Below are 14942 nucleotides of genomic sequence, written 5' to 3' on the forward strand. Positions count from 1 at the left end.
TTGGTCTTCAATGTTTAACTTTCCACGATGCTTAATCAATCAGTAACTGCTGTAGCTCGGGACTGAGCCACTTTTGCTTCGGATCTAATTCTTGTCGAATATTAAAAAAATTCTGCCACTTGGGGTACACATTTTGAAGCTGCCGTGCATTTAGGCTATGCAATTTCCCCCAATGCGGTCGCCCGCCATATTTTAAAAAAATCGGTTCTACGAGCTTAAAGATGACTTGATAATCTTGCTTATAGAACTGATGCACCGAAATTGAGGCCGAATCTTGCTGATAAAACGGACTGAGCCAAATATCATCCCCACGTACAAGTCGATACTCTAGCGGAAAAAACATCGGAACCTTATGACGTCGAAGGGTATGCAAAATTTCTTCTAAACAATTCATCCCGTGTTGCAGCGGAATCTGGTATTCCATCTCATTAAATTTTGTATTTCGAGCAGAAGGAAATATTCGACTTGACCAATCTACGCTCATCGAAGGTTTGACAAAAACACCCAATAATTTTTGTAGCCATGGATTTAGTGGCGGAAAAAATCGCGTCAATTCTGCACAAAATTTGAGTAAAACGTCGTCATCTAACCACTGTTCTTTCCGCGGTTGAAGGTCATCTTCCGTCTCATCTAAGGTTTTTAAAATGACCTGATCGGCATGACTGAATGCCCAGAACTCAATATGTCGATGTGCATATTGCCATTGCTGCATATTCTACAAGACATCTTTCAGCGGACATAATCGCGTTTGTTCTTTGAGTTTATACATCGGCCGATTTTGCAGCTGTACATGTGACAGCACGCCTAAACTCCCGAGTGAAACCCGCCCTGCTTGGAAAATTTCGCTGTTCTGTTCAGCACTGCATTGTATTAATTCGCCCTGCGCGGTTAATAATTCGAAACGCGTAACCAATGCCGATAAACACGGTAATTCGAGTCCAGTACCATGCGTCCCTGTTGCAATCGCTCCAGCCAAACTTTGATGATCAATATCTCCTTGATTAATCAGTGCTTGATCAAAAGACGCGAGCTTCTCACCCAAATCAAATAATCGTGTGCCAGCTTGGACGGTACTTTGGCAGCGTTCAGCATCAATATCTAGAATGCCTTTGAGATGATCTAAACTTACTAAGGTATCAGTGGTTTTTGCCAAAGGGCTAAATGAGTGCCCTGCACCGACCATACGAATCTTAGGATGGGATTGCACCACATCCATTAACTGCTCAAGATTTTGCGGTTGTATAGATGACTTCGGGATCGACTTCTGAGCACCTGACCAATTTTCCCATGCAATGTCGTGTTGAATTGTCATATTCATCCTTATCGCCATACTTTTTATTGTATTCAGCTGTATTGTTTTATTTTTGATTTCCGCTTTTGCAATGTTAATGCACAAGCCATCTTGATTTTTTACTTAGATTATACGAAGTTCAGCATCTTCTCAAATTTAAGTTTATTTTTATAAAACAGCAAATAAGCCACGATCAATTAAAGAAAAAATCATTCGTTTATACCCCCACACAGACTATTCAAAGCGCTCTACATTATTCGTTAAGCATCATTCAAACCTGATCAATAGAGAGGATCACACACGGAAACATCGGCAAAATCAGTATAAAAAACCAACAACACCTGTATATTTTTCAGCTAAATTATTTATGCTAAAAAATCAATTTTGAGAACCATAGGGTTCATTTTCGTTACATTATTGTTTTTATTTTATTCAATTTCAATCACTTAAAAACTTAGTGTAAATACTCGACTAAAGCATAAATGCAGAGAAGCTACGGACTGAATTATTGTTAAGTCAGATTTAAAACAAATATATATATGGACTTGGAGTACCACGATGGTTAGCGCATACGATGAATTGCCACGGACCCCGGCAAATTTTGTGGCACTTTCGCCTCTACGTTATTTAGAGCGTGCAGCCTATATTTATCCTGATCAGGATGCCATTATCCACGGCAATCGTCATATTTCATGGCGCCAAACGTATAACCGCTGTCGTCAATTTGCGCATCAATTGCAACAATTAGGCATTGGCAAAAACGACACCGTGTCTGTGTTATTACCAAACGTTCCTGCTATGGTTGAAGCACACTTTGCCGTACCGATGGCGGGTGCAGTATTGAATACGCTAAATACACGCCTTGATGCAAAAACTATTGCCTTCATGCTGGAACATGCTGAAACCAAAGTCCTGTTGGTTGACCCTGAATTCACTCAGGTTGCCACAGAAGCTTTAGCTTTAATCGATCAAGAGATTTATGTCATTGATGTGGCAGATGCTGAATTTGAAGGTACAGCACAACCGATTGGACAAGTCGAATTTGAAGACTGGTTGGCGCAAGGCGATGCCAACTTTGAATGGCACTTACCTCAAGATGAATGGGATGCAATTAGCTTAAGCTATACCTCTGGCACGACAGGGAATCCAAAAGGCGTGGTGTATCATCACCGCGGCGCATATATCAATGCAGCGAGTAACATCATTGCTTGCGGCATGACGCCACGTGCAACGTATCTGTGGACGCTTCCTCTATTCCACTGTAATGGCTGGTGCTTTGCTTGGACGATGGCAGCCAATGGCGGAACCAATATTTGTCTACGTAAAATCGACCCTGAACTGATTTTCAAACTGATCGCAGAGCACAAAGTAGATTATTTCTGCGGTGCGCCAATCGTACTTTCAATGCTGATCAACACGCCTGAAGAGAAAAAAGCGCAATTTGACCATCGCGTTGAAGTGATGGTAGCTGGTGCAGCGCCTCCTGCAGCGATTATTGAAGGGATGCGTAATATTGGCATCAATGTCACACATGTTTACGGTTTGACTGAAACCTATGGTCCATCGGCACTTTGCGCATCGCAAGCAGGCTGGTCTGATCTTTCCATTCAAGAACAAGCACAGTTGCATTCTCGCCAAGGTGTGCCATACCCGCTTCAAGATGGCATGAAAGTCATTGATCCTGAAACCATGTTACCTGTTCCGCATGATGGCCAGACCATGGGTGAAATCATGTTCCGTGGCAACATCGTAATGAAAGGTTATTTGAAAAACCCTGAAGCAACGGCTGAAGCTTTTGCCGGTGGTTGGTTCCATACCGGTGATTTAGCCGTCTGCCAACCCGACGGTTATGCCAAAATTACTGACCGCTCTAAAGATGTGATCATTTCAGGGGGTGAAAATATTTCATCGCTCGAAGTGGAAGAAATTCTGTATCAACATCCTGCAGTACTGACCGCTGCAGTGGTTGCAAAACCCGACCCTCGTTGGCAAGAAGTGCCTTGTGCCTTCATTGAATTGAAAACAGGCAAAGAGGCAACACCTGAAGAACTGATCGAATTCTGTAAACAACATCTTGCACGTTTCAAAGTACCTAAAGATGTAGTGATTACCGAAATTCCAAAAACCTCGACAGGTAAACTTCAAAAGTTTGTTTTACGTGAATGGGCTAAAGAGCGCGCTGTTGGTGAATTTGGTTAATATTCAAACTCAAAAGCCAAGCTTGAATTTTTCAATACTCAAGCAAAAAAAAGCGACCTGATCAGGTCGCTTTTTTGATGTGAAATTATAGACATCACGTTTTGCTTCAATGATCAGATCATGTTGAATTATCTGATCATTGAGCTATCTAAGCACTTGGCTATCTAATAAGGCATTAGTTATCAGATAATAAAGCCACTTGTTGAATGTAGTTAAACAATTTCAACTTTGACGCAGTCAGTTCTTCTTCACTTACATTTTTTGCTATATCACGTTGAATACGCAAAATATGCTGACGAATAGGATGATGTTCAGCAGCATTATGTGCTTTCATGAACTCTTTAATGACTGGATCACCTTGGGCAATCATACGTTCAGTCCAGCGTTGAAGCTGCGCTGTTTTTTTCGCACCTTGCTGTGGGGTTAAATAAGATAAAATCATGGTTTCATCTTCATTACGCAGCAATTTACCTACACGTTGAAACTGACGGCGTCGTGCTTCATGTGAAGTAATTGTTTGTGCATCTAGTAGTGCTTCGATCAGACGCTCTTCAACAGGAAGATTTTTAATCTGTTTAGGATTCAGTTTTGCAAGTTCCTCGCCCAAAGCAGCCATACGTTGTACAGCTTTCTTTTGCTCAGTTTTACTTGCACGTCCTTCTAAGGATTCAAAGTCTTCTTCGGTATAGCGGTTCGGTCGACGTGCCACGTTTAATCTGCCTCGTAAAATTTTGCTGCAAACAGTGCTTGAATTTCAGATAAAGCTTTTTCTTCATCTGCACCTTCAATCACTAAGCGTAAAGTTGTGCCCTTGCCTGCGCCAAGCATCAGCAAAGACATAATATTTTTGGCATCTACTAATTTTCCACCCTTACCAATTTGAATCGACGAGCGAAATTTGGTCGTGACTTCGATTAGCTTGCCAGATGCACGCGCATGTAAACCCAGTTTATTAATTACGTCAACAGTTGTGTCGATCATGACCAGTGCTTCATTTCTCTATGTAGAACCTGAATAGACCATTTTGCCTCAAGTGCTTTTTTTAGTCTATCTACGATATATACCGAACGGTGTTGCCCACCTGTACAACCGATCGACACCGTCATGTAATGACGATGCCCTTCGGCAAATGCCGGCAGCCATTTATCCAAGAAATTATAAATATCTTGGAACATTTCATTGGTTTGTTCACTTTGTTGTAAAAACTGACGAACTGGCTCATCTAATCCTGAATACTTACGTAATTCCATATCCCAGTGCGGATTGGGCAAATGACGGACGTCAAAAACATAATCTGCATCGAGTGGAATACCATGCTTATAGCCGAAAGACTGTAAGATCAAAATTAAATTATCTGCCTGTCCGAGTTTAGACAGCAAGGTATGTTTTAAATCATGTACGCTCTTATCAGTGGTATCAATATGTACTGTCGAGCGTAATTGAATCGGCAACAGTAAAGATTTTTCTTCCTGTATGCACTCATTTAAACTTTTGAAACGACTTGCCAACGGATGGGGACGTCGAGATGAACTGAATCGCGCAATCAATTCCTGATCACGTGTGGTCAAATAAATAATATCGACTGAGCCATGGCGTTGTAGCTGTTGAAAAACCAAATCGAACTCTTGTAAATCTGCACGTGTACTGCGGACATCCACACCCAGTGCCAATTGTTCAAGATTATTTTCTGAATCAAGTTTTTCAACAATTTCGGGGAGTAAGGCCAATGGCAAATTATCGATACAGTAATAGCCCAAATCCTCAAGTATCTGTAATGCAGATGACTTTCCAGATCCAGATTGTCCTGTAACAATTAAAATGCGCTTCATCGCTTGCTACCCCATAGCCGTTTTAAACTGCAGTATATTTAACCTGCATATTATCAATAAGACGTGTTGCGCCTAATTTAGCCGCAATAAACAACACCACATCTTGATCAAATTCTTCAATTTTCTGTAATTCAGGTGTGCGTACTTCAACATAGTCCACAACAAAACCCGCTGCTGTCAATGTTGCTTTAATATTCGCTAACACATCTACCAGTTGAGTTCCCGCATGTAATTCTGCCTCAGCCGTTTTCAAGCTTTGGTAAATCGTTGGTGCAATCGCACGGTTTTCCGCACTTAAATAACCATTACGTGAACTCAATGCCAAACCATCTTCAGCACGAGTAATCGGCACACCAATCACTTCAAGTGGAATATTTAAGTCACGTACAAACTGACGAATCACTGCAAGTTGCTGATAATCCTTTTGTCCAAAGAATGCAAAATTCGGTTGAACAATATTAAAGAGTTTTGTCACAACAACAGCAACACCGTCAAAATGACCCGGACGTTGTTCGCCACACAAATCATTGGTAATACCGCCCACGCTAATATTGGTTAAGCGCGGTTTATTGCCATACATTTGTTCAACGGTCGGTGCAAATACAATGTCACAACCCACTTCAGCCAATAAGTGCTGATCTTGTTCCAAAGTACGTGGATAGTTGTCAAAGTCTTCATTTGGACCAAACTGAATTGGGTTAACGAAAATACTCACTACCACGACATCACACAGTTTACGCGCTTCACGAACTAAATTGAGGTGACCTTCATGCAAGTTCCCCATCGTTGGTACAAAACCAATGATTTTGCGCGCAGCACGTGCAGGATTTAGCGATGCACTTAAACCTTGAATCGTTGTTTCAGTTTTCATGTCTTACAGCTCAATTTGGAATGTATGTTCTTTGGCAGGGAAGCTACCATCTAGTACGGCAGCATGATACGCCTTAAACGCATCCACAATCGCCGTTTCCCCTGCTTGCTCTTTCATAAAGTTGCGAACAAATTTCGCCACGTGACTAAACGTCAGTCCCAACATATCTTGTTGAACCAAGACTTGAGCATCCGTTTCTGCACCGGCACCGATCCCAATCACAGGTGTATTTGGGAACAATTCACTAATTTCTTTACCCACTTGGGCAGGAACACATTCCAAAAGTAAAAGTGCTGCACCTGCATCAACCACAGCTTTACAATCTGCAATGAGTTGATCCGCAGTTTCGCGTGTACGTGCTTGCACTTTATAACCGCCAAACACATGAACCGATTGCGGAGTTAACCCTAAATGCACACACACTGGAATACCATTACGAGTCAATACTTCAACTGTTTCTGACAACCATGCGCCACCTTCCAATTTGACCATCTGCGCGCCTGCTTGCATTACAGTCTTTGAATTCACCAAAGCGTCATTCAAAGTGGCATAGGTCATAAATGGCAAATCAGTCAAAATAAACGCATGCTTATTGCCACGACGCACTGCCGCAGTGTGATATGCCATATCTTCAACAGTGACCGGTAAGGTTGAGTCATTGCCTTGAATGGTCATCCCCAATGAATCACCAATCAGAATACTATCGACTTCAGCAACTTCCATTGCTTTTGCCATGCTCGCATCATAGCAAGTCAGGCAGGAGAATTTGCGGCCTTCCGCTTTAAATTTTTTCAAGTCACTTAGACTAATCATTTCAATATTCCTCAGATGACGGCTTTCTCAAGTGGTCATACAAAAATTAAAGATGGGCCCAGTTTCCTGCATCCAATACAGTTAAATTTGGATTATTCAAAATAGGTAAATCTTTTAATGGTTGTCCTTTAATCTGTAGATTCTCATCTAAATCCAATAAAGGCTTCAACACAAAATCACGTTCTAAAACACCAACATGAGGCACCGTTAAACGTTCATTTTGAATGTGCTGTTCACCATATATCAGTAAATCTAAATCCAGTGTACGCTCGCCCCAATGACGTAGGCGTACACGCCCCGACTCTTGTTCAAAGCGTTGCAATTCATCCAACAAAGCCAAAGGTGCTAGATCAGTTTCTAATGCAACTGCTGCATTTAAATAATTCGGCTGATCTTGTGGCCCCATTGGCGGGCTTTGATACAGTTGTGAGACTTTTACAGTACCGAGTGTCGCAAGTTTATGCACCGCTTCACTGAGGATCTGCAGGGAATCACCTAAATTACTGCCTAAGCCAATATATGTCAGCGTCATTGTGTTGGCCCAAAAATAACCTGAGTCAAATCTCGTTTCACACGTTTACGTTTTAAAATTGGATGATCTGCACCAATTTCACCACTGGCTGACGCTGCCACGATTGACACTGTCGCTGGACTGTTGGCATGTGATTTAGGCTTACGTTGACGGCGACTTCTGCTTTCTGGTTCATTCACAAGTGGTTCAATTTCAACTTGCTGATGTGCAGAAGTTTTCGTTTCCACATCTTCATGCGCCGCTTTACGACGACTCTTGGCACGTTGACGATTGTATTGGCTAATTGCCCGTTCTTTTTCGTCAGTGCTCATCTGCTGATAAGCATCCCACCACTGGCCCATACCTTGCGTGCTTGTATCACCCGATTTTTCACGCAGCAGCAAGAAGTCAAAGCCTGCACGGAAACGTGCATGACCTGAAAGTGCTTCAATTTGCTGTGGTTTTGGATTCAGCAAACGGGTTTGCATTTCCCAAACCTCACGAATAAACGTTTCGGCAAAGCGTGGAATAATGGTTCGTGTAGCTTGACGTTTCAATACATCTAAGCCCGCTTGAGCACGTGCTTCAGCTGGAACAACACCTTTATTCAGATAGAACGTACAACGTTCTTGGAACGGAATCCACAATAATACGGCATAGAAAAATGCAGGGTTAATGGTTTTCCCAATCGAAATACGTTGATCGGTATTTTTTGCTGCCAACTCAATAAATGGCGTTACGACCGGTTTGATATCTGCAAATAATTGATACCAGATACCAAAATCGATCAGCATCGGTAAGACGCGATTGAGATGCCCCATGGTAAAGAGTTTTTGTGACTCATCGTATAAACGATGTGGAGACACATCACGCAGCAATTGAGTAAGTTCTGGAGTAAAGACATCCAGAATTTTTTCATCAATATTAAAGTTTAATTTGGCTGCAAAACGTAAAGTCCGAAGCATCCGCACAGGATCTTCTTCAAAACGTAATTGTGGATCACCCAATAAACGCAACGTTTTATGCTTAATGTCATCTACTGCATGACAAAAATCTAGCACTTCACCTTTGCGTGGTTGGTAATACATTGCATTGATCGAGAAGTCACGACGTGCAAAGTCTTGCTCAATCGTACCCCAATTATTATCACGTAAAATCATGCCCGCAGCAGAAGTCACGGCTTTTTTAGGCGGCGCACGGAAGGTCGCAACTTCGATCAGTTCACGTCCTGAGTAGACATGCGCCAGCTCAAAACGACGACCAATAATTCGGCAACGTCGCCCGAAGACTTCTTTCACCTGAGCTGGTGTCGCATTAGTTACGGCATCAAAATCTTTAGGTGCATGACCCAACATTAGGTCACGGACACCGCCACCCACGATATAAGCTTCATAGCCTGCCTTAGTTAAGGCATCAATCACATCTAAAATGGAAGAAGGTAATTGTGTGGTTGATAAACCACATTTGGACGCGCGCAAAGTTTGCAAAAGACGCTGTCTCCTACGTCTGAACGTAAAATTCTTAAGATGTCGCTAATGATATCTCTAACACAATCAAAGGGCAATTTGATTATCTCGATGCTCAAGCTGAGCTTAACCTAATTCTTTTTTTTACACTTCACTTAAAGTGCCAATTTTGCTTTATTTTTAGCAAACAGCGCAGGACCGATTCCCTTAACCTGTTGAATATCATCAATGCTTTTAAATAAGCCATTATTTTTGCGATATTGCACAATTGCTTCCGCTTTTTTCTGACCAATTCCATGCAATGTCTGCAGTTCATCGACTGAGGCTGTATTTAAGCGTACCTGATCTGTTCGACTATTTTGTTGGGTGCTGGGGCGTGACAAATAATAGTTGGCATTGCTCGGTGCAGTTGTCGCTTTGGACTTAGTGGCCTCAGATTGCTTTTTTAATTGTTGATCTTGAGCTTGCTGCATGGCTTTCCATTCCGCATAGCCCGAAGGGCTTTGCGCAAAAGTTAAATCTGCCATTAAACTCAAAACCAAGACAAGTAGTTGTGTAAAGTATTTATTCTTTAGGATGTAGTGCATATTCAGCCTGTTGTTTTAATTGTTGTTTTGCCTGTTCCCATAACTGATCCATTTCAGTCAGGGACAAGTCTTCTACATGTTTTTGTTGTAATGTGGCCTGTGCTTCAATATAAGCAAAACGGCTTCTAAACTTATGAATGGTACTTAACAGTGCCATCTCACTTGAGATGCCAATCTTACGTCCAACATTCACCAGTGAAAATAAGCAATCACCAAATTCATCAAATATTTCGTCGGATTTTTTGCCTGCCAATGCCTCTTTTAATTCCCCTAGCTCTTCCTCAAGTTTGCCATAAGCCCCTTCAATATCTGGAAAATCAAATCCAATTTTCGCCACATTTTTTTGGATTTCATCTGCTTGGCTTAATGCAGGTGCATGTTTAACCTCATCTAATCTAGATGCTGATTTCCCTGCTTTTTCTTGTTGTTTAATCTGTTTCCATAGTGTTGCCACATCATCCGCATTGAGTGCAGAAAACTGCTCTGCCTGAAACACATGGGGATGACGGCGAATTAATTTATCTGTAATGGCTTGCACCACATCTTGAAAATCAAACGCGCCTTGTTCGCTATACATCTGCGACTGAAAAACCACTTGCAGCAACAAATCCCCCAGTTCATCTCGCACATCGTCAATCTGACCTGAACGAACCGCCGCTTCAACTTCATAGGCCTCTTCTATAGCATAACGAGTCAGACTTTCTGGGGTTTGCTTTTGATCCCATGGACATTTTTCACGTAATTCTTTCATCACTGCTAATAATTGTTCCATGTGAACTCCAGCTATTTACTCATCAGTACATTGTTTCGATTACAGAATTTGATATGCTCAAAATTCACTCAGGGAATGAGCAACTCAATTCAGGGAAGCATAACATGCAAAGTATTTTTATTAGCGGTGCAGGACAAGGGATTGGCGCAGCAATTGCACGACTGTTCATACAACAAGGCTATAAAGTTGGGCTCTACGACATTAACCAATCTCAAGTCACCTCATTAGCTGCTGAACTCGGTAGCCATGCCAAAGCTGGGCTTTTAGATGTGACACAACCAGAGCAATGGCAAAGCGCTTTAGCTGAATTTGTTGCTTGGGCAGGTCAGCTGAATATCTTAGTCAATAATGCCGGAATTCTGTATTCAGGCAGCTTTGAACATACGGAACTGTCTGCACACCACCGAACGATTGATATCAATGTCAAAGGGGTGATAAACGGTTGCTATGCGGCATTCCCCTATTTACAACAAAGCAATTTTGCTCGTGTGATTAACCTCTCTTCGGCTTCAGCTATTTATGGACAAGCAGATTTAGCCAGCTATGCCACATCTAAATTTGCTGTACGTGGGCTCACTGAAAGCTTAGATATTGAATGGCAAAAATACAATATTCGCGTTTTAGATGTGATGCCTTTATTTGTTCAAACCGCGATGGTGCAAGACATGGATGCCCAAAGCATTAAGAAAATGGGCGTCAATCTTCAACCGAGCGATGTCGCTCAGCAAATTTATACCTTGGTACAAAAAAAGGATACGGTCTTAATGGCCACACATACACCTGTGGGGATGAAAGCTAAATTTTTATTTAATTTATCGAAGTTTAGCCCGCAATTTGTCAACCGCTTAAGTAATATTTGGATTGCACAAAAACCCAAATAGTAACGTGTTACTAATCATTTAATTTTGCAATCATATTTGTACGAAAATTACACAAAGTTACACAATTGTCACATTTTAACAGGACAAAATTCCTTTTTTTGAATAATATTCACCCGCCCATTACTTTCGGGTGTTTATTCTCTAACAATAAAAGTGAATTATTTCATGAAAAAATTACTTGTTCTTGCAACTGTTACTTCTATTTCAATTTCTGCTTTTGCTACAACTCAATTCGCATCTTCAGAATTAAAAGCGATGGATTGTGCAACTCTTGCTGTTGAAAAAGCGAATGCTAAGCGCTCTTTAGAAGCTGCTGACAAAAACATTGCAAACATCCAAGCATCTGCTCAAGCGCCAGGCAAATCATTGAGCAAATTTGCTGGTTTAGCGGGTGGCGCTCTTGCTGCTTTCGGTGGTAACTCTGAAAAAGCTGCTCGTGCAAGCAACATTGCAAACAGCTTGGCTGGTGAGCAAGATACTTCAGAAGCAGGCAACCTTGAACTTCAACAAGCAAACAAATCTGCTGCTCAAGCAAACATCGACAACATTGGTATCTACCAAGGTTCTAAAAAATGCAAAATCTAATCTAAAGCCAGTTTAGATTGATTTAAAAAAAGCCCTGTTCAGCCAGAACAGGGCTTTTTTCATGATGATTTTATTTCATACCGATTTATAAGACATTCAACTCAATATTAGGCAAATGAAAACCTCGGCAAGATTGTTCACTTTGCCATGCCACCGTCAACATCACATGCGGCAGTTGAATATTCTGATAAGCAAAAGTGCCAATAGCGGGGTGACTACACATCCCACCATTCTGCTCAGGATGACACTGCGTATTAAGTTCATTCAGGTTCACTCGAATCCCTAAACCCGACGCTTTAAGTACCGCCTCTTTGGTGGTCCAAACTTTAAACCAAAAATCAGGATCATGCTCACAACTGTCCCAATTGAGCAATTCTTCGGGATGAAAGCTGTGTTGAGCCATCGCATCAAAACGAACTTTTCGATTTAAATCTTCAATATCCACACCAATATTGGCGATTTTTTCACTGCTGGCCAATACATAATGCTGCTGGCTATGACTATGATTAAAATGAAAATGTGGCAAATCAGGAAGAAAAGGCTTACCAAACGCAGACTTTGAAAAATCTGAATTTTCAACTGACCTATTTAGCCGCTGCCCGAGTAATTGATTTCGATATTGGTAAATGGCTTGTTTACGCACGGCAATTACCTCTTGACGACTCAAGCCATGCGGCTCCACAAAGAAGTCAGTAATTGCACTATATTCAAGCTGAATTTTCGCCATAAGTTGTTGATCCAATATCTTTTACACTACGTCCATGACGCTATATTTTATGCGACTCTCCGACACAAAATACACCACAATACAGATGAGCGCATCGGTCCTTTGACTTATCGAGATTTTAAAACTCAGTTTAAAAATATTTCAAACCACTTAAGAAATACTTAATATTATAAATATATTCAAATACTTAAGTATAATAAATATTTTAAATACATCTTCAATTAGATAAAATACTCTAGATTCTTATAACTTTAATTTAAAACTCGGGGTAAATCAGATGCTAAGAAAAATCACGTTAATCAGTTCACTTTGTGTCCTACCATGTTTCGCTCAAGCAGGCTTATTGGATGCAGCTGTTGCAGTAATGGGTGCCAAAAATGGCGCGATTATGGACCAAGCTGAAGCGCGTATGAATCAAAGCCGTCAAGAAGCTGCCAATGCTGTAGCTCAAGCAGACCGTGGCTATGCCTCAAATTTCAATCAAGCTAACCAAACCAACAATAGTGTTTATAGCACCAGTTATTTAAAAACCTTAGATTGCACTGATCTGAGCGTTGAACGTAAAACTTTCGAACGCACATTGGAAGCATCGCAACTGGCATTAAGCCAAGCGTCTGCACAGCAAAATAATCAAGTTTCAAAATGGGCTGGTCTTGCTGGCAACGCGCTATCCGCATTTTCAGGTCAATCTGAAACAGCCGCGCGTATGGGACAATTTGCGACAGCTTTTTCTGGCAATAAAAATACACAACAGGATAGCAGCAGCGCACAGCAAGCCATGGAAATTGCTCAAGCTAACCTGGATAATATTGATATTTACCGCCAAGCTAAAAAGTGTAAAAACTAATTTCTACATCTTTTTAGATAAATAAAGTGAAATAAAAAAGCCTGCATATCTGCAGGCTTTTTTTGTTCATCTAAACTTAGCGTTTGAATTTCTTTTCCGCTTTTTTGAACTTCTGAACATAACGACGTTTACGTGCCGCCGTACGCTCATCGATTTGCGACTTACGACCTTCAAATGGGTTATCAGAGGTTTTAAATTCAATTTTGACTGGCGTACCTTCAAGTTTATAAACTTTACGGAACACGTTTTCTAGGTAACGACGATAGTCATTTGGCGTTTTATCGACTTTGTTACCATGAATCACAATCGTCGGTGGATTTTGTCCGCCAATATGCGCATAACGCATTTTGATACGACGACCTTGAACCATTGGTGGTTGGTGCGCATCAGTTGCATCATTCAAGATCTGAGTGATTTTCGCAGGTGATACTTTCAAATGCGAAGAATCATAAGCACGGTGGATCGATGGATAAAGATCACCAACACCTGTACCGTGAAGTGCAGAAATTAAGTGAATTTTTGCCCATGGAATAAAGTCAAAACGACGTTCAACATCTAATTTACATTGTTTACGGTCGTAGTCAGACATGTTGTCCCATTTGTTGATGGCAATCACCATCGCACGGCCTGCTTCAAGCGCATAACCGATCAAATGCAAGTCTTGCTCAACGATCCCTTCACGTGCATCGACAACAATAACCACAACATGCGCATCTTTCATCGCTTGTAAAGTTTTCACAATCGAGAATTTCTCGATCATTTCGTCCACTTTACCTTTACGACGTACACCCGCAGTATCGATTAGTGTGTATTTACGGCCATCACGTTCAAATGGGATATAAATCGAGTCACGTGTAGTACCCGGTTGGTCAAATGCAACCACACGGTCTTCACCCAACAAACGGTTCACTAAAGTCGATTTACCTACGTTTGGACGACCAATAATCGCTAAACGTAAGCCTGTGTCTTTATCGTGTTGTTCTTCACTTTCATCTTCAGGTACATCAGCCAACACTTCTTCAAGCATCTGCTGAACACCACGACCATGGCTGGCAGCCACTTGAAGTGGTTCACCCATACCCAATTTGAAGAATTCAACTAAAGCTGCTTCGGCATGTACACCATCAACTTTGTTGGCAACAAGATAAACTTTTTTACCTAGCGTACGTAAGTCACGTGCAATTTGCTCATCAGATGCCAATAAGCCTGCGCGCGCATCGACCACAAAGACAATAATATCTGCTTCATTAATGGCAGTTTTTGACTGTTCTGCCATGTACGAGTCGATACCGCCCTCAGTTTCGCCAATACCCCCAGTATCAACGACGATAAAGGATTTATTTTGATAAGTCGCGTCACCATACTTACGGTCACGAGTAAGACCTGCAAAGTCAGCAACGAGAGCATCACGGCTCTTGGTTATCTGGTTAAACAACGTTGATTTTCCGACGTTCGGACGACCAATGAGCGCAATTACGGGTTTCATAGATTAACCTTTATTCCAGATCAGCCAGTTTGGTCTGGTCTGAACATCAGAAAGCTTAGGAAGAATGGAAATAGGAT

15 protein-coding genes and 1 pseudogene are annotated in these 14942 nt (G+C 41.5%); 4 read left to right on the top strand and 12 right to left on the bottom strand.

Annotated elements, in window-relative coordinates:
• Positions 1-31 precede the first annotated feature (31 nt).
• Positions 32-1312 (bottom strand): annotated as a pseudogene (locus tag FTV04_RS13035) (D-arabinono-1,4-lactone oxidase).
• Between the two features lie 537 nt (positions 1313-1849).
• Here FTV04_RS13035 and FTV04_RS13040 point away from each other — a divergent pair.
• Positions 1850-3490: an acyl-CoA synthetase gene (locus FTV04_RS13040; protein WP_180089855.1), complete on the top strand. Its 1641-nt coding sequence runs from the start codon at positions 1850-1852 to the stop codon at positions 3488-3490.
• Between the two features lie 175 nt (positions 3491-3665).
• Here FTV04_RS13040 and yjgA read toward each other — a convergent pair whose 3' ends face one another.
• The 9 genes from yjgA to mazG all read right to left on the bottom strand — a co-directional run bounded on the left by yjgA (position 3666) and on the right by mazG (position 10339).
• Complete coding sequence (yjgA, locus tag FTV04_RS13045) at positions 3666-4199, bottom strand: ribosome biogenesis factor YjgA (RefSeq protein WP_078189593.1); 534 nt, start codon at positions 4197-4199, stop codon at positions 3666-3668.
• 2 nt (positions 4200-4201) lie between these two features.
• A complete protein-coding gene (locus tag FTV04_RS13050) occupies positions 4202-4471 on the bottom strand; it encodes an HPr family phosphocarrier protein (protein WP_067763492.1) in 270 nt (89 codons plus the stop codon).
• The gene (gene rapZ / locus FTV04_RS13055) at positions 4468-5319 is read right to left on the bottom strand and encodes an RNase adapter RapZ (RefSeq protein WP_078189595.1); all 852 of its coding nucleotides are present in this window, start codon (positions 5317-5319) and stop codon (positions 4468-4470) included. The genes FTV04_RS13050 and rapZ overlap by 4 nt, the downstream gene beginning before the upstream one ends.
• Positions 5320-5341: 22 nt before the next feature.
• Positions 5342-6190, bottom strand: coding sequence for a pantoate--beta-alanine ligase (gene panC / locus FTV04_RS13060; RefSeq protein ID WP_180089857.1), 849 nt, complete (start codon positions 6188-6190; stop codon positions 5342-5344).
• Between the two features lie 3 nt (positions 6191-6193).
• Positions 6194-7003, bottom strand: a complete 810-nt coding sequence (gene panB, locus FTV04_RS13065; RefSeq protein ID WP_180007226.1) for a 3-methyl-2-oxobutanoate hydroxymethyltransferase — start codon at positions 7001-7003, stop codon at positions 6194-6196.
• A gap of 46 nt (positions 7004-7049) precedes the next feature.
• Entirely contained in the window at positions 7050-7535 is a 486-nt protein-coding gene (gene folK, locus FTV04_RS13070; protein ID WP_180005386.1) for a 2-amino-4-hydroxy-6-hydroxymethyldihydropteridine diphosphokinase, read from the bottom strand.
• Positions 7532-9001, bottom strand: coding sequence for a polynucleotide adenylyltransferase PcnB (pcnB, locus tag FTV04_RS13075; RefSeq protein ID WP_180089859.1), 1470 nt, complete (start codon positions 8999-9001; stop codon positions 7532-7534). Before pcnB ends, folK begins: the two co-directional genes overlap by 4 nt.
• A gap of 134 nt (positions 9002-9135) precedes the next feature.
• Positions 9136-9507, bottom strand: a complete 372-nt coding sequence (locus FTV04_RS13080; RefSeq protein ID WP_257221047.1) for a ComEA family DNA-binding protein — start codon at positions 9505-9507, stop codon at positions 9136-9138.
• Positions 9508-9544: 37 nt separating this feature from the next.
• Positions 9545-10339 carry a nucleoside triphosphate pyrophosphohydrolase gene (gene mazG / locus FTV04_RS13085; RefSeq protein WP_180020991.1) on the bottom strand — a complete coding sequence of 265 codons (795 nt, stop codon included), beginning with the start codon at positions 10337-10339 and terminating at the stop codon, positions 9545-9547.
• A gap of 104 nt (positions 10340-10443) precedes the next feature.
• On the opposite strand from mazG, the gene FTV04_RS13090 reads away from it, so the two are divergent.
• Positions 10444-11220, top strand: coding sequence for an SDR family oxidoreductase (locus FTV04_RS13090; protein ID WP_180005383.1), 777 nt, complete (start codon positions 10444-10446; stop codon positions 11218-11220).
• A 165-nt stretch (positions 11221-11385) separates the two neighbouring features.
• On the top strand, positions 11386-11805 hold the full coding sequence (locus FTV04_RS13095; protein WP_180089863.1) for a hypothetical protein: 420 nt from the start codon (positions 11386-11388) through the stop codon (positions 11803-11805).
• An 85-nt stretch (positions 11806-11890) separates the two neighbouring features.
• On the opposite strand, the gene FTV04_RS13100 is transcribed toward FTV04_RS13095, so the two are convergent.
• The gene (locus FTV04_RS13100; protein WP_180089865.1) at positions 11891-12532 is read right to left on the bottom strand and encodes a 4'-phosphopantetheinyl transferase superfamily protein; all 642 of its coding nucleotides are present in this window, start codon (positions 12530-12532) and stop codon (positions 11891-11893) included.
• Between the two features lie 277 nt (positions 12533-12809).
• Here FTV04_RS13100 and FTV04_RS13105 point away from each other — a divergent pair, with 277 nt between their 5' ends.
• The gene (locus FTV04_RS13105; protein WP_111884741.1) at positions 12810-13379 is read left to right on the top strand and encodes a hypothetical protein; all 570 of its coding nucleotides are present in this window, start codon (positions 12810-12812) and stop codon (positions 13377-13379) included.
• A 76-nt stretch (positions 13380-13455) separates the two neighbouring features.
• Here the strand turns inward: FTV04_RS13105 and der are convergent, their stop codons facing one another.
• Positions 13456-14865 (bottom strand): ribosome biogenesis GTPase Der, encoded by a 1410-nt coding sequence (der, locus tag FTV04_RS13110; RefSeq protein WP_180073270.1) that lies wholly within the window; start codon positions 14863-14865, stop codon positions 13456-13458.
• Positions 14866-14942: the final 77 nt, after the last annotated feature.

Origin of the sequence: Acinetobacter sp. YH12219 (genome assembly GCF_013417875.1) — a bacterium.
Classification (GTDB): Bacteria; Pseudomonadota; Gammaproteobacteria; order Pseudomonadales; family Moraxellaceae; genus Acinetobacter; species Acinetobacter amyesii.

Excerpts from the sequence above, each read along its gene's own strand:
- FTV04_RS13040 (WP_180089855.1), top strand. The coding sequence starts at position 1,850 with ATGGTTAGCGCATACGATGAATTGCCACGGACCCCGGCAAATTTTGTG.
- FTV04_RS13050 (WP_067763492.1), bottom strand. The coding sequence starts at position 4,471 with ATGATCGACACAACTGTTGACGTAATTAATAAACTGGGTTTACATGCG.
- rapZ (WP_078189595.1), bottom strand. The coding sequence starts at position 5,319 with ATGAAGCGCATTTTAATTGTTACAGGACAATCTGGATCTGGAAAGTCA.
- panC (WP_180089857.1), bottom strand. The coding sequence starts at position 6,190 with ATGAAAACTGAAACAACGATTCAAGGTTTAAGTGCATCGCTAAATCCT.
- panB (WP_180007226.1), bottom strand. The coding sequence starts at position 7,003 with ATGATTAGTCTAAGTGACTTGAAAAAATTTAAAGCGGAAGGCCGCAAA.
- folK (WP_180005386.1), bottom strand. The coding sequence starts at position 7,535 with ATGACGCTGACATATATTGGCTTAGGCAGTAATTTAGGTGATTCCCTG.
- FTV04_RS13080 (WP_257221047.1), bottom strand. The coding sequence starts at position 9,507 with ATGGCAGATTTAACTTTTGCGCAAAGCCCTTCGGGCTATGCGGAATGG.
- mazG (WP_180020991.1), bottom strand. The coding sequence starts at position 10,339 with ATGGAACAATTATTAGCAGTGATGAAAGAATTACGTGAAAAATGTCCA.
- FTV04_RS13090 (WP_180005383.1), top strand. The coding sequence starts at position 10,444 with ATGCAAAGTATTTTTATTAGCGGTGCAGGACAAGGGATTGGCGCAGCA.
- FTV04_RS13095 (WP_180089863.1), top strand. The coding sequence starts at position 11,386 with ATGAAAAAATTACTTGTTCTTGCAACTGTTACTTCTATTTCAATTTCT.
- FTV04_RS13100 (WP_180089865.1), bottom strand. The coding sequence starts at position 12,532 with ATGGCGAAAATTCAGCTTGAATATAGTGCAATTACTGACTTCTTTGTG.
- FTV04_RS13105 (WP_111884741.1), top strand. The coding sequence starts at position 12,810 with ATGCTAAGAAAAATCACGTTAATCAGTTCACTTTGTGTCCTACCATGT.
- der (WP_180073270.1), bottom strand. The coding sequence starts at position 14,865 with ATGAAACCCGTAATTGCGCTCATTGGTCGTCCGAACGTCGGAAAATCA.